Source organism: Bradyrhizobium sp. Ken51 (assembly GCF_055807435.1).
The window spans coordinates 19,728-40,511 of sequence record NZ_JBVVPB010000036.1; the positions used below are offsets into that span (position 1 = coordinate 19,728).

A 20,784-nucleotide genomic window follows, 5' to 3' on the forward strand; every position below is an offset into this window, starting at 1 on the left:
CGCCTCGCTACTCCCGCCGCATGCGATTGCTGCGCGCGGGTTCGTCGTAGCCCTTGCGGCGGCTGTAGAACATCAGCGCGATCAGGCCGCAGCCGGTGACCAGCATCAGGATTGCAGCGCCTCCCAGGATGGCGTTGCGGTAAAGCGGCATGGACGGCGTTGCCTGCCATACCGCCACGCAATACCAGCTTGCCGCAACGAGAAGAGCTGCCAGAAAGGTCCCAACGACCCATCTATTCGTGATGCGCAAGGCTGCCTCCTTCGTCTGATTGGGACTGGTGCCGGCTTCGCGGCGCTCTGTCGCCCGCGGATTGCGCGAGGACGCGTTGTTAGCGCCACCGCCATCCGCAACGGCGACGACCGCGATGCCACCAGCACACCCAGCGACGCCGGCGCCGCGGCGATCGCCGCGGACCCCAGCCTGGGCGAGGGGGTGGTCCCCATTGTGCTTGCGTCAGGTGATTCGATCGCTCGCTGGTCTGGCCGAGATCCTGAGCAATAGGCATTGCGTCCGCGGCCTCAATGAAACGAACGCCGATGGCGCCGATCGCCACGGCAGCGACGGCATTCTGAGCAAGGCCAAGGAAAGCCCGACGGCTCGGTGTGTCCATCATGTTTCTTCTCCTTTGTTAGGCGGTTCGCCGCGCCGCCTGAAGAGCGTAAAGCAGCCAGGCGAGGCCGTGCGAAATCAGATCGACGCCAAGCAGAAATCCGAGGGCCCAGACGCTGATGGTCGGAAAGCCGAATAGGATCAGCACGCCGGCGAGCAGCCCAAAAATGCCCGAGATCAGCATCATCCATCCGTTTTGCCGCCAATGGGCGAAGCTCAGCACGCATCGAATGACGCCTGAGGCGAACAGCACCGCGCCGAGGAGGTAGGTGAGGATCAAGGCACCCGAGGCGGGCTGGGTAAGCAGCACAAGGCCGAACGCGGCGTAGAGTGCGCCGAGCAGGATCTGCCACAGGAACCCACCCCATCCCTTGGTCCAGAATGCATGGATGATCTCGAACGCGCCGGCCGCGATGGCCGTCAGCCCGATGAACTTGACGCTGATGATGGTTGCGAACGCCACGTCGCTGAGAGCTGCGAAACCGGCGGCGATCATCACGATTCCGAGAAGGGCACAGACCCACAGCGGAGGGGCGCCCAAAGCCTCGATATCGGAGCGGTCATCATAAGCTGTCATCCCATCCTCCTGGTCTGCGTGATGGTCGGCACGCTTGGGACGCTAGCGTCGAACCCGCGCTGTCGACATCCGACGAAACCCTGAGCGACGGGGCGGGAATGTTCTCGTGGGCCACGAACGGAGCGATTGTGTGCTCGATCGCCTTTGCAAGCTATCGCTGGCCGCGCGGACCCAGCGTCAGGTTAGTGACGCCGGCGGCCAGGTTGATCCCGATCGATCGCTCTATCGACAGGGGTTGCAACATCACGCTCCGTCGCGAGCCACCGATCAGGACGTTCGCGCCGAGCCCGGGGCCGAACGCAAAGCTGCCGCTCGCGCCGACATAGTTGCCGCGCAAGGTGGCGGATCCGATCCGCGAGTTTTTGGCGAGCACGGCCCAAGACAAGGTGCCTGCGCTGGTCACGCCGATATCAAGGCCGACACGCCGGATTCGTCCCTCATAGATGAACTGCCTCGGCGGATTTCTCGCAAAGAATGTGCAGCGCAACGACTGCACCGATCCGAGCACAAGCCCGACGCGCGGGTTGCTGAAGCACAGGAGCCGGCCGACCCTGAACGTTTCGGCGCGCGCCGGCAGGGCTGCGCCGCATAGCAACGCGGACGCGCCGAAGACTGCCATAAACCGGATCATTCGCATTCAGGCCTCCACTTGACTGTTGGTATCGGAGAGCGCGCTCCTCGGTCGGCTGTCCTGGCGGAGCCAGAATGTGATGCCGAGTCCGATCAGCAGCACTGCGCCCAGCAGGAAGAAAAAGACGGACTGCTTCAGCCAGGATATCGCCGGGACGGCAATGCCCATGGCAAGGCCGAGGAAAGAGATCTGCAGTGATAGAAGGCTGACGCCAGCGAGGAACGTGCCGAGCGCAAGCAAAGTCAGCAGGACAAGGCCGGTCGCCGGGGTCGGAAGCAATTGCTGAACGCCCGAGATCAGAATGATGTTCATCGTGACCAGCACGGCGACCCAATGCAGCGCCTGGGTCCAGATCAAGCGGAGCCGGGCCTCCTTGCCTTGGGTTTCCGGCCATTTGGTGACGACGCACACGATGCAGATGGCAAGCGCCAGGAATTCCCAGTAGCCGACGAGAGGTTGGTGGGAAACGTTGGTATAGGCGACGCCCGCGATGGCAAGCACCAGCGCCACGACATAAGGAAGCTGCTGCCACAGGAATTGAGCCATTGTCGATTGAGGCGAGGGAGGATCGGTACCCTCCTGCCGTGGCGCACCGCTCTGGTTCATAGGCTCCTCACTCACGATTCACCGCTGTTGAACGTCTGCTTGAACTCGTCGCCGAGGTAGTCCTCGACATAGAATCGGATGATTGCGACACGGCCGATCGCCACCAGGGGCATGGCGAGCGCGATGCCCAGGACGCCGAACAGCGCACCGAGCAGGACGATGGCGACCAACGTCCAGGCAGGAGGGATCTCGACGGCCTGACGCTGGATCAGCGGACCGATCACATAGCCTTCGACCGACTGGATGATCGAGTAAATGAGGACGGCCCAGATCAGCAGGGAACTGCCGAGCGGCATTGCGACCAGTGCGATCGGTATTGCGGCTACGATTGGTCCGACATAGGGAATGAAATTCGACAGGCCCGCCTGCAGTCCGAGCACGAAGGGTCCGGGCAATCCGATGAGATAGAGTGCGGCCCAGACCAACACCGTCATGAGTATGACGCGGATGAACTGCCCGACGAGCCACAGCCGCATGACATTACCCATCTCGTCCATGATCGCTCTCGTCCGTTGGCGCTGGGAGGGCTTCACCAGCATGATCAGGCTTTCACGGTGGCTGGTTGGGTCGAAACCAAAGAGGATCCCGAGGAACAGGACCACCAGGATACTGGTCAGAAGGCTCGACGCTCCGCCAAGCAGGAACTGAGCATGGTTGAGAAACCGGCCTTGATCCGAGAACAGCCACTGCGCAAAGTCGCGGCCCCATTCCGGACCGAGCAGATCCACGCCGTATGACAGAAGATGCTGCTGCAGGATGTCGAGTTGGTTGTCCATGACCTTCAGCAAGAGACGCGTCTGCTCCGGCAGCTTTCCCGCGCCCCAGATCAGTCCAAATCCCGACAGAGCGGAGAACAGCAACAGAACCAGCGTCAACCGTGCGGCGCGATTGAGCGGGAGGACGGCCGCCAGGGCTCTTGCGCAAGCATCCAGAAACGCGGCGAACAACACGCCTGCAAAGATCAGCAGGAGACTGGAGACCGTCTGCCACACCAGAAACAGCAAGACGCAGGCGGCCACCAGGCCGAGCCCGGTTGCGAGAATGCCGCGCGGTGTGCCGTTCTCCGGCACGACGGCGGCCTCATCGCGTGGAGCGATCTCGCAGAGTCTCTCCGGTGCTGTCCTGGACTCGTTCATGGTATCGGTTCAATCGCCGTCGCCTTGACACCTAGGTCCGGATGCGCCGGCTGCCAAAGTGCGGATGCTTTCCGCCGCGATGACGCCAGTAGCGGTGCTTCGTCGGGTTCGTATTGGTGTTGGGAGCTGCCTTCTCCGGTGGCGACGCGCCGGCGCCGCTTTGGGCAGACACGCCGGTCTCAGTCAACTGGGCCAGCGACACGGTTGGAAAGGCGCAGACCGCCATCGATCCGCACATGATCAAGGCGCCACAGATGGCTCGTGTGCTCATATTCGCCTCCATGCAACTAGGGACAAAGATTCAAACCGATATGGCTCCGGTTGCGAGTGCGTAAACGCCGGCGCACGCGGCAATCGTGATCGCAGCAAAAAGCATAGCTTCGAATGGCCTGAAGATTGCTTCCTTGCGCTCGCGTTTCGCAAGCAGGAACAGCAGAGTGCCGGGTGCATACAGGATGGACGACAGCAAGAGAAATTTCGGTCCGCCGGCGTAGATCATGCCAGCTGCATAGATCATTGCTATGGCCGATCGGATCCAGTCGGTGGTGCGAGCGCGCTCGCCCGCGCGGTAGGTCTCGCCCGACCAAGCAAGCTTTAAGCCGTACGCCGCGACAAAGAAATACGGGATTAGCGTCATCGCGCTCGTCATCTTCAACGCGAGTGTGAACGCGTACTCCGCAAACCAGGCGACCAGCAGAAAGATCTGGATGACGCAATTTGTGAGCCAGAGCGCGCCGGCAGGGACCTTGTGCGCATTCACCCTGGCAAGAAAGGAAGGCATGGTGCGGTGGATCGCCGCGGAATGCAGGATCTCGGCCGCCAGCAGTGACCAAGATAGGTAGTTGCCGAGAACCGAGATCAGGAGCGCCAGGCTGATGAATACGCCGCCCCAGCGGCCGACGATTGCTTCCATCACGCCAGCCATGGATGGCGTCGGAAGATCGGCCAGTTCAGCCCTCGGCAACACGCCGTAGGACAAGAGCGTCACGAGAACGAGCAGGCCCAGCACCGTCAGAAACCCGGCGAGGGTTGCGAACCCGACGTCGGCACGACGCCGAGCGTAGCGGGAGTAGACGCTCGCGCCTTCAATGCCGACGAAAACGAACACGGTCAGCAGCATCGTGCCACGAACCTGAGAAGACACACTCGACGCATCCGACTGCTCCGCTCCGTGGAAATTAACGCCGAACAGACCGCCATTAAAAGCAATGACGGCAGTGCCAATGAACAGCAAAATCGGGATGATCTTTGTGTAGGTCGCAATCGTATTGAGCGTGGCTGCGCTCTTGATGCCGCGCAGCAGCAAGATGTGCACTCCCCACAGCAGGACAGACGCCGAAGCGATCGCCACCGGAGTTGTCCCGTCGCCGAACATGGGAAAAAACTGCCCGAGCGTTGCCTTGATCAAGACGAGACAGGCGACGTCTGCAAGACAGCAACCGATCCAGTACCCGACGGCTGAAGCAAAGCCGATGTAGTCGCCAAATCCGGCTCTGGCATAGGCATAGATCCCGGCATCGAGGTCGGGCTTGCGGTGTGACAACGTCTGGAACACGAAAGCCAGCATCAGCATGCCGCTGCCCGCGATAGCCCAGGCAATCATTGCTCCAAGCGCACCCGTGGCTCGTCCGAACGCCGCAGGTAGTGCGAAAATGCCGGACCCCACCATCGAGCCGATCACGAGCGCGATGAGAGCATTCCGTGAGAGTTTCTGGTCGGCCGCATTCGGCGGGGGAGCCATGACGGGTGGCCTTCCAATCCGGGATGCGACGGGCATTGATGCCCGCCGCATTGGAGAGGACCTTAGACGTGGCTTTCCCCTTCGCACATCCGGGATTCTCTGTAGGGAGCGAGGGCAGGAAATTGACGTACTATAAGGCTGGGCATCGCCCTCAAGGTTTTGGGGGAGGGACAGTCGCGATTTGACCGGGACTGGATGATGGCCCGGAAGCGGTCGCCAAAAGCACGACGCTGAAACGGCAGAACTCGCCCGCCTTCGCGAGTTCAGCTGCTATGCATCGGGCATGCAGGGACGCTGCATCCTGATTGGCGAGCTCGCATCCGGTCCCATCGGGCGAGAGACCGTATTTGTCGACGATATGAAAGTAGAAGCGCATACCGGCTGGATTAGGCCGGATCGCGGCCATTTTCCAAGTGACAAACACGTAATGCGTCTCGGACCAAAGGAGGACACTTCCGGCGGTTTCGATTACCGGTTCGTAATCACCGTGCTCAGGTGCGCAGTACCGAAAAAGCTGTGCGATAGGGTGATTGTCCTTGCCAGCTCTCGGGTGATTGTCCGATGCCGTCTACTGATACCCAGAGATAGCATGACCTGATTAGCGAGCTGTGGCAGGAGACAGGCAATGTCGAACTATGATCCGAACGTGACGATGGTGGGAGCGGGCGGCGGCGATGCAATCGCGGTCGATGCTGGACTGCGTAGCTACATGCTGCGCATCTACAACTATATGGCTGCCGGCGTCGGCCTAACGGCTGTTGTCGCGTGGCTCACCTATCAGCTCACCAGCCCTGCATTGTTGCAGAGCCCGTTGATGTGGGTCTTCATACTGGCGCCGCTGGGTCTGGTTTTCTTCATCGGCTCGCGGATCAATACGCTGTCGGTGCCGATCGCGCGTCTGCTGTTCTTCATCTATGCGGCGCTGGTCGGCGTGTCGCTCTCGACGTTGCTCCACATCTACACCAGCGCCTCGATTGCGCGCGTCTTCTTCATCACCGCGGCGACGTTCGGGGCGCTCAGCGTCTTTGGCTATACCACAAGGCGCGACTTATCCGGTCTCGGCACCTTCCTGTTCATGGGCCTTGTCGGAATCATCATCGCCACCCTGGTGAATCTGTTCCTGCAATCCAGCGGGCTTGACTGGCTGATCTCCATTGTGGGCGTCGGCGTGCTTGCCGGGCTGACGGCCTACGACACGCAACGGATCAAGGCGATGCATGACAGTCGGGACGACGAAACAACCAGAGGCCGCAAGTCGGTAATTTCAGCGCTGTCGTTGTATCTCAACTTTATCAACCTGTTCATGATGCTGCTGCGTCTGGCCGGGAACCGCCGCTAAGTGGCTTCAGGCCGCCGGCCGCTCCGCGGCGCTTGCGAGTGCGTCGCGCAGAGCCTGTTCTTTGGCATCGTCGAGGGACGTCTTCAGCACGGTCCCTCCGGCGTCCTTGATCTCCTTCAAGACCTTGTCCGCAGTCATATTCTTGATCAGCACGAACAAGGCGGCGTTGCCCGTGTGAAGTGATACTGATAATTCCTTCATGAAGGAGTCGTCGATGCCGAAATCGGACAGTGCGCCGCCAAGTGCGCCGGAAGCTGCGCCGACGGCGACACCGAGGATCGGATTGAGGAAGATCATGCCGATCAGAAGTCCCCAGAAACCGCCGGTCACCGCGCCCATCGACGTCGTGTTGACGAGCTGATTGAGCTTGATGCCGCCTGAATCCGTCTTCACGGCGATCACTGCGTCGCTGATGGTGATCAGATATTCCTTCTGCAGCTTGAGCAGCCGCTGACGCACTTCCTCGGCCTTCGCCTCGGATGGATACACGATCGCTACTAGATCGGACATGCAAACCTCCTGCTGGATCAAGCTCCGCCGCGGCCAACACGATGCGCCACCCGGTGCAACCGTGCCACTGGCGGAACGCGCTTTCGAACACTAGCTTTCGATCGGTCGGCTTGGGATCGGAGAAAACCCTGAGGCGTAGGGATGAATGTTCCTGATCGTTGTTGCTGGAGGGGCGCCTGAGGCTGACCTTATCCCGGCCGAAAAGTGTGCGCCCGCGCGGGACGTCGCGCTCCACCAGGACGCGCCGGCTGTGGCGCCCGTGAGCGCATCTAGCTTTCCCGCGGACCCTCTCACAGGCGATTCCCCGATTGGCGACGGATGGCGCCGCCCCGTGCGGTGCTTCGAAAATCCGGCATCGTGTATTGACTGGCGGGAGCCCGGCGGCACGACTGTCGGTGTCTGCAACCGGGTATCCTTCGACAGGCGGATGCGTGAGTTGCGTAGCGATACAGCAGCATCCACACCGCCTCGAATGGCGTCCATGAGCGGATCGTTCGACGCCATCGTTTTGGATGGCCCTTCGCTGCCCTGCTACGCAACTAGCGCGACGCCTGCCGGGGGAAGCAGGTGCCGCCCCTCCCGCTTCGGGACGCCTGGCACTGATCTTGGGTGGAGTACCTGCAGTTCGCATGCCCCTTGAACTTGGAGCACCATTGGTTTTGCTGGGTCTGCGCTGATGTAGTCTGTGGCATGATGGCCAGCATTCCCGAGACCGCCATTGCAACTAGGTTAAACCTCCGCATTCGAAAATCCTCCGGGTTCATCGGGCTGATAGGCCCGATCGCTTTAGCGGACCTGAAGATGCGCTCTTGATACGTCTTTGCCCGATTAGGCGTCAGGAATTCCCCAGAGCGCTCCATGAGGCGCCGTTTCATAAATCGCCGGCGTTTCGACTGCGGCCCGCGGTCGCGATTGCATCCGGACGCACCAAGTAGATTTGCCGATGTGTGTGGCCCCTCCTTTGGGCAAGAATACCGAGGGACGACACCGTAGATCGCGAGATGTGAAAGGGCGACCTGCCTGATCTAACGTCTGGAATCGAGGAGGGCATGGCGATGCGCGGTAGGCGAACCACATCTCGGCAAGTCCTCGCAGTGACGTTGATCGTCTCCGTGTTCGCACCGTTTCTAGCAGCCTGCGGCCGCCAAGCGGAAACGAAGGAACTGCCTCCGCGTCTGGTTCGGACCACGACGATCGAGAAGCGCGATAGCCTGGTGCCGTTGATTTTTACAGGCCGCATCGAGGCCGAGGACGAGGTGGCCGTCGCCTTTCGGATATCCGGACGCTTGCTGGCGAGCCATGCGAAACTCGGAGACAGGGTTGAGGCCGGACAGTTGCTGGCACAACTGGAGTCCCAGAACGAGCTGAGCACATTGCGGCAGGCAAAAGCGGCTCTATCCGCTGCGCAGGGCCAGTTGACGCAGGCACGCAACCACTACGAACGGCAGGAAACGCTGTTGGCCCAGGGGTGGACCACGCGTGCCAATTTCGAGGCGGCGACGCAGGCACGACAGGCCGCGCAGTCGCAGGTCGCGGCGGCGGAGGCGCAAGTCGACTCCGCGCACGACCTCGTCAACTTTACGGAGCTGCGGGCCGATGCGCCTGGCAAAATCACCGCGACAGGTCCCTCTGATGGCGAGGTCGTTCAGGCCGGGCAAATGATCGCGAGGATCGCGAGGCAGGACGGCCGTGACGCAGTCTTCGACGTTCCGGCTCAAATGATCAGATCGACGCCGGCCGACGTGCAGGTCATGGTCAGCCTGACAGATGACGCGAAGATCACGGCACAGGGCCGCGTCCGCCAGGTCGCGGCGCAAGCCGACCCCGTCACCAGAACGTTCGAGGTCAAGGTCGGTCTAACGGATCCGCCACCAGCCATGCGGCTCGGCGCCACCGTAAACGGCCGCATCGAGTTGGGTTCCGGACCGGTGATCGATGTACCCGCCACCGCCTTAACAAGAATAAATCAGCAGCCGGCCGTCTGGATCCTTGATCCCCAGACGAACATCATATCGGCGCGTAATGTCGACATCCTGCGTTTCGACCAGACCGACGTCATCGTCTCGCAGGGACTGAATGCCGGCGACATCGTTGTCACCGCGGGCGTCCAAGCGCTCCATCCGGGCCAGAAGGTGCGCGTGCTCGGATCAGAGCCATGACCGGGTTTAACCTCTCCGGATGGGCGCTCAGGCACCGCTCGCTCGTCGTCTATGTGATGATCGTTGCTGTGATCGCAGGTTATCTCGCGTATTTCCGCCTTGGCCGGAGCGAGGATCCTTCGTTTACGATCAAGACGATGGTCGTGCAGGCCGCCTGGCCGGGGGCAACGGCCGAAGAGACGATGAAACAGGTGACCGAGCGACTCGAGCGGCGATTGCAGGAAACGCCTCATCTTGAGTTCCTGCGCAGCTTCACCCGCGCCGGGCTCGTCACTATCTTCATCAACCTGAAGGGAAGCGCGAACAGCAGGGAGGTCGCCGATACCTGGTATGAGGTGAGGAAGAACATTGGCGACATGCGCCACACGCTTCCCGCTGGCGTTGTCGGCCCCGGCTTCAACGACGATTTTGGTGACACTTTCGGGATCGTCTACGGCTTTAGCAGCGACGGCTTCACGCAGCGAGAGTTGCGAGATTACGTCGAGAATGTCCGTGCGCGCTTGCTTCAGGTTCCTGACGTGTCGAAAATCGAGCTACTGGGTGCCCAGGACGAGGTGATCTTCGTCGAGTTCTCCAAACAGGACCTTGCGACCTTGCAGGTCGATCGGGCGGCTCTACTCGGTGCGCTGCAAGCTCAGAATATTGTCCGGCCGGCGGGGACAATCCAGACGGGCAGGGAAACCATTTCCGTTCGAGTGTCCGGCGGCTTTGGGTCGGAGCAGGACATCGCCGGTGTCAATTTCGTCGCAGGCAGTCGGACGATCCGGCTGAGCGACATTGCGAAAGTGCGGCGTGGCTACGTGGATCCGCCGCAGCCGATGTTCCGGGTCAACGGCCAGCCGGCAATCGGGCTTGCTATCGCAATGCGTGATGGCGGCGACATTCTTGCGCTTGGCAGAAATATCAAGGCGGCGATGGCCCAGATGACCGTCAATCTCCCGATTGGAATCGAGCCCGCGCTCGTCGCCGACCAGGCTGCGGTGGTTGGTAGTGCGATCAGCGAATTCATGACCTCGCTACTACAGGCCGTCGCAATCATTCTAGTGGTGAGTTTCATCAGCCTCGGAATTCGTCCAGGCCTCATCATCGCGCTTGCCATTCCGCTGACCCTAGCCGTCGTGTTCCCGATCATGGAGATCGCCCGCATCGACATGCAACGAATATCGTTGGGCGCGCTGATCATCGCGCTCGCACTCTTGGTCGATGATGCGATGACGACCACGGACGCCACCCTCAACCGGCTGGCCCAAGGCGACAGCAAAATCGATGCAGCGACCTTCGCCTACCGCAGCCACGCCTTTGCTATGCTTGCAGGGACTCTGGTGACGATCGCAGGCTTCATCCCGGTTGGCTTTGCCGCGAGTTCGGCCGGCGAGTATACATTTTCGCTGTTTGCGGTAGTCGCTGTCGCTCTCCTGGTGTCGTGGCTCGTTGCTGTGATCTTTACGCCATTGCTGGGTGTGATCATTCTCGTTCCGCCGGGACAGGAGAGCTCGGACGCGCCAGGCAGGATATTTCGCTTCTATCGCACGTTTCTTACGCTGGCGATGCGCGCCAAGTGGCTCACGATCGCCACCTCGCTGGTGCTCTTTATCGCGTCGGTTCTTGCGCTTCCCCTGATTCCGCAGCAGTTCTTCCCATCGTCAGATCGACCTGAACTGCTGGTGGACCTCAGTTTGCCCCAGAATGCATCGATCCATGCGAGCGAGCTGGCAGCCAGGCGCTTGGATGCCGCATTGACCGGCGATCCGGACGTCGATCATTGGAGTACCAACGTGGGGCGCGGTGCCATCCGTTTCTATCTTCCGCTCAATGTCGAGCTTCCAAACGATTCGTTCACGCAGGCGGTTGTTGTCGCGAAGGACGTCGCGGCGCGCGAGCGTCTGCGTCTGAGGCTGGAACGTTTGCTCGCGGAGGAATTTCCCGCCGCCGTCTCGTCGGTTTCGCCGCTCGGTCTTGGCCCACCTGTGGGATGGCCACTGCAATATCGCGTCAGCGGACCGGATGTCGAACGGGTACGTGAGATTGCGCTCAAGCTTGGGCAAATCATTGCCTCCGAGCCTAGGGCCAAGGGCGTCAATTTCGATTGGATGGAGCCGGAACGCCAGCTCCGCATCCAGGTCGATCAGGACGAAGCGCGACGTCTCGGACTGAGCTCGCAAGCGATATCGAGCGTGCTGAACACGGTGATATCCGGCGCAATCGTCACGCAGGTCCGCGACGACATCTATCTGGTCAATGTGGTGGCCCGGGCGGTCGATGAGCAGCGCATCTCGCTGTCCAACCTGCGTACGCTTCAGGTGCCGTTGCCCAGCGGCAGGACGGTATCTCTCAGTCAGTTTGCGACATTCGCGTATCACCAGGAGCATCCGCTGATCTGGCGGCGCGACCGCATTCCGACGCTGACGGTGCGCGCCGACATTGGCGGCGGATCACTGCCGGCTGCGCTGGTGGAGGCTCTGTCGCCCGCAATAGGCGAGTTGAGGAAGACGCTGCCGGCGTCCTACGAGGTGGTCGTGGGCGGAACCGTTGAAGAGAGTCGGAACTCGCAGGCGTCGGTGCTTGCTGTGGTGCCGATGATGCTATTCGTCATGCTCACGGTCCTGATGATCCAATTGCAGAGCTTTCCGAGACTGCTGATGGTCACATGCGTGGCGCCACTCGGGATGATCGGCGTTGTCGCCGCACTGTTGCTTTCCGGCAGACCGATGGGCTTTGTCACTCTCCTCGGAATTCTCGCCTTGCTCGGCATGATCAGCAAGAACGCGGTGATTCTGATCAGCCAGATCGACGCCGAACGGGCACAGGGCAAGAGCCCGTGGGACGCAGCGGTCGATGCCAGCAGCTCCCGGTTTCGTCCCATCATGTTGACGGCGGTGTCGACCGTGCTCGGCATGATCCCCATCGCTCCCACCGTATTCTGGGGCCCGATGGCCGTCGCAATCATGGGCGGTCTGCTGGTTGCAACCGTTTTGACGCTGGTCTTGCTGCCGACATTGTATGTGAGCTGGTTCGGAGAGAAGGGGCGGGTAGGGACTTCCGCTCAATCGGTCGGCTAAGTCGCTGGTTTCCGGCGAGGGGAATCCTGTCCCGGGATTAGGAGTTCACCTGATATTCCGGGCTCCGCCCGAGGTGCATGGTGAAGTGCCGGCAAGTCGATCGGCCAGGATGTTGCGCACCCGCACTATCGCGAGGTCTTCACATGACTGGGACGCCGTCAGTCCAGAAGCTCTCCCTGTTCGCGTTGACCGCGATGGTGGTCGGATCGATGGTTGGCTCGGGCATCTTCTCGCTCCCGAGAACATTCGGCATCGCCACTGGTCCGTTCGGAGCGGTCCTCGCCTGGTGTATAGCCGGAGGCGGCATGTACACGCTCGCGCGGGTGTTCCAAACGCTGGCTGAACGAAAGCCAGAGCTCGATGCTGGTGTCTATGCCTATGCGAAAGAGGGATTTGGTGATTATCCTGGTTTCCTATCGGCGTTCGGATACTGGATCGGCAGCTGCATCGGCAACGTATCCTATTGGGTCCTTATCAAGTCGACCTTGGGCGCCTTCTTTCCTGTCTTTGGAGACGGCAATACAGTCACCGCTATCATCGTCGCCTCGATAGGAATCTGGCTGTTTCACTTCATGATTCTTCGCGGCGTGCAGCAGGCCGCGGCGATCAACACCATCGTCACGATTGCGAAGATCGTGCCGATCCTGGTCTTCATTGCTATCCTGATCTTTGCGTTCAAAGCCGATCTTTTCCGCGCCAAGTTCTGGGGCGGCGAGGGGATGCCGGACAAGAGTCTGTTCGACCAGATTCGCGCGACCATGCTGGTGACGGTGTTTGTCTTTCTCGGTATCGAGGGCGCCAGCGTCTATTCACGCTATGCCAAGGAACGGGCGCATGTCGGCGCGGCGACCATTTTAGGGTTTGCGATCGTTACGACCCTGATGGTGCTCGTGACCATGCTGCCATATGCCGCGCTGCCCCGCGCCGAGATCGCCGGCATGCGACAGCCGTCCATGGCAACGGTATTGGAGGCGGTGGTCGGGCATTGGGGCGCGATCTTCGTCAGCATCGGGCTCCTGGTTTCGGTATTGGGGGCCTATCTTGCATGGTCGCTAATCTGCGCTGAGGTGCTCTCCGCCGCCGGACGAACGAAGGATATGCCGGCTTTGTTCGGCACCGAAAACGCGAACAAGGTGCCGGCTGCGGCGCTCTGGCTCACCAATGTGATCGTTCAGCTCTTCGTCATCAGCACCTATTGGTCGCAGGATGCATTTGCGCTTATGCTCAATCTCACGAGCGTGATGTCACTCATTCCGTTCTTCCTCGTCGCAGCCTACGGGCTCCTGCTCGTCCGTCGCGGCGAGACCTATGAGAAAAGCAGCCGTGATCGCAAGCGCGACATGATCTTTGCCGGCGTCGCCTTGGTCTATACGCTGTTCCTGATCTATGCCGCCGGGATGAAGTTCCTGCTGCTGTCCTTGATCCTCTACGCGCCAGGCACTGCACTCTATTTCTGGGCGCGCCTGGAACGGAAGGCGCGGGTCTTTACAGCCATCGAGTGGGGCCTCTTCATTGCAGCCGCCCTCGGCGCTGCTGTTGGAATACACGGACTGGCCACCGGCTACATCACCATCTAGGCAGGCAACTCCCGGGAGAACTCCCATGGCAAAGCAGACATCGGACACCTCGGCTCCCTTCGGCGTCCATTCAGAGGTCGGCCAGCTGAGGAAGGTGATGGTCTGCTCGCCAGGGCGGGCCCATCAGCGCCTTACGCCCTCCAATTGCGATACTCTGCTGTTCGATGACGTGCTGTGGGTGGACAATGCCAAGCGCGACCATTTCGACTTTGTTCAGAAAATGCGTGACCGCGGGATCGAAGTCGTCGAGATGCACAATCTGCTCGCCGAGACGGTCGCGATCCCCGAGGCCAGGAAGTGGATCCTGGACAACCAAGTTGTTGCCGATCAGGTCGGTCTCGGTCTGATCGACGAGCTGCGCGGCTATTTGGAAAGTCTCAATCCGCGCGAGTTGGCGGAAACGCTGATCGGCGGAGTATCGACTCACGACTTTCCGGATGCCCATGGCGGCGAGATGCTCAAGCTGGTGCGCGAAGCAGCCGGGATGACCGAGTATTTGCTACCGCCGCTTCCCAACACCTTGTACACGCGGGACACCACATGCTGGATCTATGGCGGCGTCACGCTGAATTCGCTCTACTGGCCAGCGCGACACGAAGAGCCGATCCTCGCCACAGCCATCTACAAGTTCCACCCGGATTTCGCCGGCAAGGTCAACGTCTGGTGGGGCGATCCGACGCGCGATCACGGCCTCGCGACGCTGGAAGGCGGCGACGTGATGCCGATCGGCAAGGGCAACGTTCTGATCGGATTGAGTGAGCGCACCTCGCGGCAGGCGATCAGCCAGGTTGCCGCAGCCTTGTTCAAGAGAAAAGCGGCCGAACGTGTGATTGTGGCGGCCATGCCGAAGCTGCGCGCGGCGATGCATCTCGATACTGTCTTCACGTTCGCAGATCGGGATTGCGTCCTGCTCTATCCGGATATCGTCAACAACATCGCGGCCTTTTCTTACCGGCCCGCCGACAATTCCGTGGGCCTCGATCTACGCAGGGATGAAAAGCCGTTCGTGGATGTCGTGGCGGAAGCGCTCGGCCTGAAGAAGTTGCGCGTGATTGAAACCGGCGGCAACGCGTATATGCGCGAGCGGACCCAGTGGGATAGCGGTGCGAACCTGGTCTGCGCGTCTCCGGGCGTGGTCTTCGCCTATGACCGCAACACATACACCAACACCTTGCTGCGCAAGGAGGGGATCGAGGTGATCACCATAGTCGGTGCAGAACTGGGACGCGGCCGGGGAGGCGGTCATTGCATGACCTGTCCGATCACCAGGGACGCGGTGGATTATTAGCCGACCTTGCGGGTGCTCCGGCTCTGAAGGCAGGGCGTCGAAGCCGCTGGCATTTGGCTGTTGCTGGGTAGTCTCCGGAGAGCTTCCGCAGACGGCATCAGCCGCCTCAATCACAGATTTAGTTACTGATCATTAACACGCCACAATCACCGCCCACGCTGCCGTGATTCCTGGTGTACGCGGAACGCTGTCGCCACTGTTGCTCCTGACCTATCGGTTTTCCGATCTTGCGGAAGCCCGCCGCTGGCGCTTTGACGCGGTGCTGGGTATCGAAGTCAAGCTGGACCCGAGATGGTCGATTGTGAGCACGCCATTGTTCGAAGCCTTTTGGTTCACGGACGGGCTTAACAGGGGCCGACAGGATCAGATCTACTCAGCGGACGTCGGGCTGAGGTATAGTTTCGCCAGCAACGTGTCCATCACGACCAGTGTATTGTACGAGGCGCGAACATCGAACGTTCCGGAGCGGCGATACAGGGATCTCAGGGTTGGTCCCCGACTTGATTTCGCGTTTTGAAGGGCTCGGAAGATGACGAGATGCGGGTGTGTATTGGTGGGAATCATCGTTGGTCTAACAGCCGCCTCCGTGGCTTTTGCGGATCCCCGCGATTCTGCTGACCGGAGCCAGCGCCTGGATACCGATGCACTGAGGGATGATGTCGGCGTTAACCGCCTCCAGGTGCCGTCTCATCCGCTGGTGCTTTCGCCGCCTCAACAACCCGCTCCGAGCGCGAAGGCGGGAAAGAAAAAGAAATCCAGCGCGAGCGGAGTTGGAGCCCGGTAGCGCACGGACGCAGGTGCGGTCGGATTGCCGTGGCGGTACCCGAGAACGACTTCACGAGTCTCGGAAGCCGCTGATTGCGCATCGGGGAGCTGTTGTCGCCACAAGCAGTTCGTGAAGGCTTTCTGCGATACTTTAGCATCTATTGCACTTCATTTGAATCCAGTGCTGCCTAGTCTGGAATGAGTTTCATATTCGATCACCTCCAGGTTCCACCTCATGGATCCGCGATTTTAATCTATGACAATTACTACCTCTGGTAAAGTCGACCAGACGGTGTATAATCCGGCGGGCCCGCAAGGGCGTCCGTACTCTGATTGACAATGGACGCCTCGCGCGCGCAGGACGGCGCGTCTCGATGTTGAGCTGCAATGTCGGATGTTGCCGCAGCAAAGTGAGTGCGTACCGTGAAGCTCCGTAGCTTTCCCGCCCCGAATCAGTTCGAACCAGCAGTACAGGGTGGTTGCCGCTCGGGCTTGAAGAAGCCAGCGGCCGCCTGTACTGGATGTATTCACCGGATTTTCTTTTCGTCGTGCGCCCTTTGCCTGGCGGACGCTTCGTCTATGAGGGGATCAATCCGGCCTTCGAGTCGCGTCTTGGCATTTCGGCCGACGACGTCCGGGACATGGACGTGTCCAAGTGCATGAGCAGGGACGACGCCAGATCTACCCGCGAAGCTCTCCGCGCCTGTCTCGCAGAAGGAGCGGAAGTGAAGATTCGCCACCGTCTCGCATTTGCGGGCCCGCTGCAAAATATGGAAACGACGATTGTTCCCGTCGTGGATCCGGCCGGCAGTGGCGCGAACCGGCTGATCGGGAGCCATCGTCGCGTGCACAATAGCGCACCCGACGCCGCGATCCACGGATCGGACAACGCGCATGTCGACCTCGATTTGGCGTCCATCCAGGAGGGAATCCAGCAACGGATTGCTTCTGATCTCCACGATTCGACTTGTCAGCATTTGATTGCCGCGAGCCTCGGCCTGATGCGGATCCGGCGAAGCATCAGCGATACGGTCGACGCCGAACGGCTTTGCGATGACATCGATGCGTCAATCGACGAGGCCCTCAGAGAAATTCGTGCCTTCTCGTATCTGCTGCACCCCCGAACTCTGACGGTCGACAAGCTTAAAGCCGCGATAGAAAACTACGCCGATGGATTTGCGGTTCGGACCTCATTGCGGGTCACGAGCAGGATCGTGCCCGAGGTCGATCGTCTCCCGTACGAGAAGCAGCGGACACTGCTGCGGATCGTCCAGGAAGCGCTCACGAACATATTTCGCCATGCGCAAGCGACAGAAGTGAGCATCGTCATCGACGCGGTCGATAACCAATTTCGATTGACGGTCAGCGACAACGGGCGGGGGTTTGGCGCAGACTACGGCAAGCAACGAGCAAGGGCGACTTCAATCGGCGTCGGGATTCCGGCGATGAGGGCAAGGCTCGAGCAGATTGGAGGGACGCTGGACATCAGATCCGATCCGGCATCACGGCGCCCCGGCACCATCTTGCGCGTGGTACTTCCGCGTGAGCTCGCGACGAATGCGGATAGCCGGCGAAGGGCAACGACCTCCGTGAGGGTCCGTGCAGGGGCCCACTGAGAGAAGAAGAAGAAGGGTTACCGGTGGCGGGTGGCTACTGCGTAACGACATTGGAGTGCTCTGCCATGAAACGCATTCTTATCGCGGATGATCACGAAGCGGTGCGATCGGGCTTGCGAGCGGTGCTCGAACAGCGGGCCGATTGGGAGGTCGTTGCCGAGGCGAACGACGGCAGCAAGGCATTGACGGCGGCAATCGAAAGCCGGCCGCATGTGGCCATCATCGACTTCTCCATGCCGCGGATGACCGGCGTGGAGGTCGCACGGCGGATCAGGGATTATCCGTTGCAGACGGAGGTGTTGATCTTCACGGTCCACAAGTCGGGTCTGCTGGCGCAGCAGGCGTTTGAGGCAGGCGCCCGCGCGTTTCTCGCGAAGTCGGATGCTAACAGATTGCTGTTGGCGGCCGTCGACGCACTTCTGGCGCACAAGCGGTTCTGCAGCGAAAGCTGTCGAGACGAGCTCGATCACGGCGGCGAGGGCGTAGATGGGCGCCGGAGGCTTACGCCACGCGAGCAGCTTGTGGTCAAACTGGTGGCGGAGGGTTACAGCAACAAAGGCATTAGCGCGATCCTGAACCTCAGCGTCAAGACGACTGAAGCTCATCGAGCGGCCGCGATGCGCAAGCTGGAGGTGAACTCAGCCGCAGGTTTGGTTCGGTACGCTGTTCGCTCGCATCTGGTTGAGGCGTGACTGCGTATGATGTTCTTGAGGACCGCCACGTCGGTACATTCGCGGTGGCAGGCTCAGGGTTTTGCAGGATGGCGCTTAGAACCATGAGCGGCATGATCGTCTGACCTTGCCGCACTGAGCGTCTCCAGGGGTGCGGCCGGAATCGAGAACGGCGCCATGAAACGCATCTTGATTGCGGATGATCATGCGGTCGTACGTTCGGGACTTCGCGCGATTGTTGAAACGCAATCCAACTGGATTGTCACCGGCGAAGCGACGAACGGTGAACAAGCAGTCAGTTTGGCTGTCGAGACGAGATCGGACGCCGTGATCGTCGATTACTCGATGCCGCTCATGAACGGTTTAGAGGTCAGCCGCCGGCTGAAGGCACTCGATCTGCATACGGAAGTGCTGATCTTGACGATGCATGAGGACGAGGAACTGCTGACCGAAGCTATTCTGGCAGGCGTCCGCGGTTTTTTGTTCAAGTCGGATGCTAAGAAGCATCTGATTTCCGCAATCGAAGCGCTGCTCGACGGCAGGCCCTACTTCACCAGTGCTCTGGTGGAGAAGCTGCTCCACGACTATCAGCTCAACAGGCAGGGCAGGTCAGACACCCTACTAACGTCGCGCGAGCAGAGCGTGGTCCAGTTGATTGCGGAAGGGCACACCAACAGATCCATAAGTGACCTGTTGCAGCTGAGCGTAAAGACCGTCGAGACCCATCGTGCATCGGCCATGCGCAAGCTAGGGATGTCCTCCACGGCCGAACTAGTCCGCTATGCCATTCGGAAGAAACTCGTGGCGCCCTAAGGGATTCCGCCGTTGTCCTGAATGCCCGAGTTCGGTGGGTGGCTGTCCGCTTGGGCTGCTTTGTGCTGTTCCATTCGCAGGAAAATCCAATGTGAAGCGGCTGTTCACAGGCGTCGAACCGTCTCACTGGGCTGGGAACCAAAATCACCAGCGCGATCAGGGATGCCTAACCTCATGGGATGGATCATGGTTTGCGCAGCCTTCGATAGAAAAAATCGATCGCCATTAGCGTGGCAACAGCAATTGCAATGGTGATTGCGCCGATTATCGCTAAGGTGCGGATTTCCTGCCTAGTCAGCCCAAAATTGTAATGAGCGGTATATCCGAGCATCGCAGCAGCCATGGGGGCTGTAAAAAACGTGAGTGCGATCATGATCGCGGACGCGTCCACTTGGCGTTGATCCATCCTTTTCCTCCCCTTCGAGAGATCCACCGGTCGCTCTGCTCCCGGACCGTTATATCGACGCGATACGCGTCGCGGCGATCATGGCGGATCGCGGGGCGCCACACCGGGTACAAGATGACCGACTAACTGGCGTTACGACGGATGATTTTGAGCGCGAGAAGCGCCATGCCCAAGAGAAGCGCTACAACACCCGCTCCAGTTATTCCGGTCGAGAATCCCGTGGTACGATATTCAAGACCAACGGCAATGCCGATGATGCCGAGAAGGATCAGCATGACGCCCCCGAGCTTCTTCACTAGAAGTAGCGGGCCGTTAGCAGTGTTGGCAGCCATGATGGACTTCCTGCGTCGGTACCTGTCCGTGTTACGTTAACGCGCCACGTGTGCCGCGAAATCGGTATTTACCCTTGTCCGTGCTGTAGGCTTGCCGTGGTCAGATCAACTCGATAGCGTGCACCTGCCCTGAAATGCCATCCTCGGGAGCGCGGTGCGCCCGTTTGGAGTGGGACATGCCGGAAGGCTCGCTATCCGCGCCGGTTCAATGTCATCGAGACCGTGCGCGGGAAGTTCAATTTCCACGACAAGATCACCCAGCCGCCGGCGCCGTTCCATATCATGCCGCGCAGCAAGCGCCAGACGGCGCGCTTGAGAGCGAGATCATCGAACCCCATTGTCGACGCTCGCTGACCAGGTGGGCCACGGAATCTTCGCCGTCGTGTCCCTCTTTCAGTCGGCGTCCTCGCCCGGATCGCAGATCTGCTGTATCGCTATAGGGGCAGGATAACTCGCCTTGGCTTCGATGTAGGCGTCACCGGCGCGGGAAGATTATTCTGGAGAGTCTTTGCGCCGACGAGCCATATCGGTCCAGGCGCGTTGCAGGGGACCTTCGTAGGGGCAGGCGGAAACGCGTCGCTCGGTATCGGACTCGGCGCTAATGTGCCTATAGGAGGATCCAACCGCACGATCTCGCTGCAACCGCTGTCGGTCGAGGGCGTATTCGGCATCAATCTGGCGTTGGGCGTAGCGGGCCTAAGGCTCTACTAGGCTTCACTTTCGTTCTTCCACCTGGCTCGCTCGAAGAGAGAATAGTCTGCTGCACCGAGTCCCCCGGACCGACTGCCGTGCCGATGCCCATTACGGCCATCGGCCGCGCTTGCAACGCGCATAGGCGTTGTCAAAGAGCGTGGACCGTTGAGCGGCGCGGGACCTATGGGCGGCCAACGTACTAACGCCAGCGCGACGGCCCCCGATTCTGAAATTTGACCTTGCGTGCATCGAGTA

22 protein-coding genes and 1 pseudogene are annotated in these 20,784 nt (G+C 60.4%); 11 read left to right on the forward strand and 12 right to left on the reverse strand.

Going from position 1 to position 20,784, the window contains the following annotated elements:
• Window positions 1-7: 7 nt before the first annotated feature.
• The 8 genes from AC0L27_RS35325 to AC0L27_RS35360 all read right to left on the reverse strand — a co-directional run bounded on the left by AC0L27_RS35325 (window position 8) and on the right by AC0L27_RS35360 (window position 5,707).
• Complete coding sequence (locus AC0L27_RS35325; RefSeq protein WP_473322380.1) at window positions 8-250, reverse strand: Asp23/Gls24 family envelope stress response protein; 243 nt, start codon at window positions 248-250, stop codon at window positions 8-10.
• A gap of 379 nt (window positions 251-629) precedes the next feature.
• The gene (locus AC0L27_RS35330) at window positions 630-1,187 is read right to left on the reverse strand and encodes an HdeD family acid-resistance protein (RefSeq protein ID WP_275173351.1); all 558 of its coding nucleotides are present in this window, start codon (window positions 1,185-1,187) and stop codon (window positions 630-632) included.
• A gap of 151 nt (window positions 1,188-1,338) precedes the next feature.
• Window positions 1,339-1,824, reverse strand: a complete 486-nt coding sequence (locus AC0L27_RS35335; RefSeq protein ID WP_275173349.1) for a DUF992 domain-containing protein — start codon at window positions 1,822-1,824, stop codon at window positions 1,339-1,341.
• On the reverse strand, window positions 1,825-2,424 hold the full coding sequence (locus AC0L27_RS35340) for a hypothetical protein (protein WP_354208701.1): 600 nt from the start codon (window positions 2,422-2,424) through the stop codon (window positions 1,825-1,827).
• Window positions 2,425-2,435: 11 nt separating this feature from the next.
• Window positions 2,436-3,560: an AI-2E family transporter gene (locus AC0L27_RS35345; RefSeq protein ID WP_473322382.1), complete on the reverse strand. Its 1,125-nt coding sequence runs from the start codon at window positions 3,558-3,560 to the stop codon at window positions 2,436-2,438.
• 31 nt (window positions 3,561-3,591) lie between these two features.
• Complete coding sequence (locus AC0L27_RS35350; RefSeq protein ID WP_275173343.1) at window positions 3,592-3,831, reverse strand: hypothetical protein; 240 nt, start codon at window positions 3,829-3,831, stop codon at window positions 3,592-3,594.
• A gap of 30 nt (window positions 3,832-3,861) precedes the next feature.
• Window positions 3,862-5,301, reverse strand: a complete 1,440-nt coding sequence (locus tag AC0L27_RS35355; protein ID WP_473322383.1) for a basic amino acid/polyamine antiporter — start codon at window positions 5,299-5,301, stop codon at window positions 3,862-3,864.
• 151 nt (window positions 5,302-5,452) lie between these two features.
• Window positions 5,453-5,707, reverse strand: a complete 255-nt coding sequence (locus AC0L27_RS35360; protein WP_473322386.1) for a DUF6894 family protein — start codon at window positions 5,705-5,707, stop codon at window positions 5,453-5,455.
• A 219-nt stretch (window positions 5,708-5,926) separates the two neighbouring features.
• Here AC0L27_RS35360 and AC0L27_RS35365 point away from each other — a divergent pair, with 219 nt between their 5' ends.
• Window positions 5,927-6,640 (forward strand): Bax inhibitor-1/YccA family protein, encoded by a 714-nt coding sequence (locus AC0L27_RS35365; protein ID WP_473322390.1) that lies wholly within the window; start codon window positions 5,927-5,929, stop codon window positions 6,638-6,640.
• A gap of 6 nt (window positions 6,641-6,646) precedes the next feature.
• On the opposite strand, the gene AC0L27_RS35370 is transcribed toward AC0L27_RS35365, so the two are convergent.
• The gene (locus AC0L27_RS35370; protein WP_007601211.1) at window positions 6,647-7,150 is read right to left on the reverse strand and encodes a DUF1269 domain-containing protein; all 504 of its coding nucleotides are present in this window, start codon (window positions 7,148-7,150) and stop codon (window positions 6,647-6,649) included.
• 539 nt (window positions 7,151-7,689) lie between these two features.
• A complete protein-coding gene (locus AC0L27_RS35375; protein ID WP_473322394.1) occupies window positions 7,690-8,025 on the reverse strand; it encodes a DUF3551 domain-containing protein in 336 nt (111 codons plus the stop codon).
• A gap of 180 nt (window positions 8,026-8,205) precedes the next feature.
• Here AC0L27_RS35375 and AC0L27_RS35380 point away from each other — a divergent pair, with 180 nt between their 5' ends.
• The 8 genes from AC0L27_RS35380 (at window position 8,206) to AC0L27_RS35415 (ending at window position 19,098) form a co-directional block, all read left to right on the forward strand.
• Window positions 8,206-9,309 (forward strand): efflux RND transporter periplasmic adaptor subunit, encoded by a 1,104-nt coding sequence (locus AC0L27_RS35380; RefSeq protein ID WP_473322431.1) that lies wholly within the window; start codon window positions 8,206-8,208, stop codon window positions 9,307-9,309.
• Complete coding sequence (locus AC0L27_RS35385; protein WP_473322398.1) at window positions 9,306-12,368, forward strand: efflux RND transporter permease subunit; 3,063 nt, start codon at window positions 9,306-9,308, stop codon at window positions 12,366-12,368. The genes AC0L27_RS35380 and AC0L27_RS35385 overlap by 4 nt, the downstream gene beginning before the upstream one ends.
• Window positions 12,369-12,511: 143 nt before the next feature.
• A complete protein-coding gene (locus AC0L27_RS35390; protein ID WP_473322401.1) occupies window positions 12,512-13,945 on the forward strand; it encodes a basic amino acid/polyamine antiporter in 1,434 nt (477 codons plus the stop codon).
• A gap of 25 nt (window positions 13,946-13,970) precedes the next feature.
• Entirely contained in the window at window positions 13,971-15,233 is a 1,263-nt protein-coding gene (gene arcA / locus AC0L27_RS35395; RefSeq protein ID WP_473322403.1) for an arginine deiminase, read from the forward strand.
• Window positions 15,234-15,534: 301 nt separating this feature from the next.
• Window positions 15,535-15,750: an outer membrane beta-barrel protein gene (locus tag AC0L27_RS35400; RefSeq protein ID WP_473322433.1), complete on the forward strand. Its 216-nt coding sequence runs from the start codon at window positions 15,535-15,537 to the stop codon at window positions 15,748-15,750.
• Between the two features lie 727 nt (window positions 15,751-16,477).
• Window positions 16,478-17,614, forward strand: a complete 1,137-nt coding sequence (locus tag AC0L27_RS35405; RefSeq protein ID WP_473322407.1) for a sensor histidine kinase — start codon at window positions 16,478-16,480, stop codon at window positions 17,612-17,614.
• Between the two features lie 65 nt (window positions 17,615-17,679).
• Window positions 17,680-18,306, forward strand: coding sequence for a response regulator (locus tag AC0L27_RS35410; RefSeq protein WP_275173333.1), 627 nt, complete (start codon window positions 17,680-17,682; stop codon window positions 18,304-18,306).
• 156 nt (window positions 18,307-18,462) lie between these two features.
• On the forward strand, window positions 18,463-19,098 hold the full coding sequence (locus AC0L27_RS35415; protein ID WP_354065431.1) for a response regulator transcription factor: 636 nt from the start codon (window positions 18,463-18,465) through the stop codon (window positions 19,096-19,098).
• Window positions 19,099-19,282: 184 nt separating this feature from the next.
• On the opposite strand, the gene AC0L27_RS35420 is transcribed toward AC0L27_RS35415, so the two are convergent.
• Together AC0L27_RS35420 and AC0L27_RS35425 are read right to left on the reverse strand one after the other, a co-directional pair.
• A complete protein-coding gene (locus tag AC0L27_RS35420; RefSeq protein ID WP_473322412.1) occupies window positions 19,283-19,504 on the reverse strand; it encodes a hypothetical protein in 222 nt (73 codons plus the stop codon).
• A gap of 122 nt (window positions 19,505-19,626) precedes the next feature.
• Window positions 19,627-19,836 carry a hypothetical protein gene (locus tag AC0L27_RS35425; protein ID WP_473322416.1) on the reverse strand — a complete coding sequence of 70 codons (210 nt, stop codon included), beginning with the start codon at window positions 19,834-19,836 and terminating at the stop codon, window positions 19,627-19,629.
• Window positions 19,837-20,031: 195 nt separating this feature from the next.
• Between AC0L27_RS35425 and AC0L27_RS35430 the strand changes: the two are divergent.
• Together AC0L27_RS35430 and AC0L27_RS35435 are read left to right on the forward strand one after the other, a co-directional pair.
• A pseudogene (locus AC0L27_RS35430) lies at window positions 20,032-20,230 on the forward strand (IS66 family transposase); the annotation flags it as partial.
• A gap of 32 nt (window positions 20,231-20,262) precedes the next feature.
• A complete protein-coding gene (locus AC0L27_RS35435) occupies window positions 20,263-20,547 on the forward strand; it encodes a DUF992 domain-containing protein (protein ID WP_473322434.1) in 285 nt (94 codons plus the stop codon).
• The last annotated feature ends 237 nt before the right edge of the window (window positions 20,548-20,784 follow it).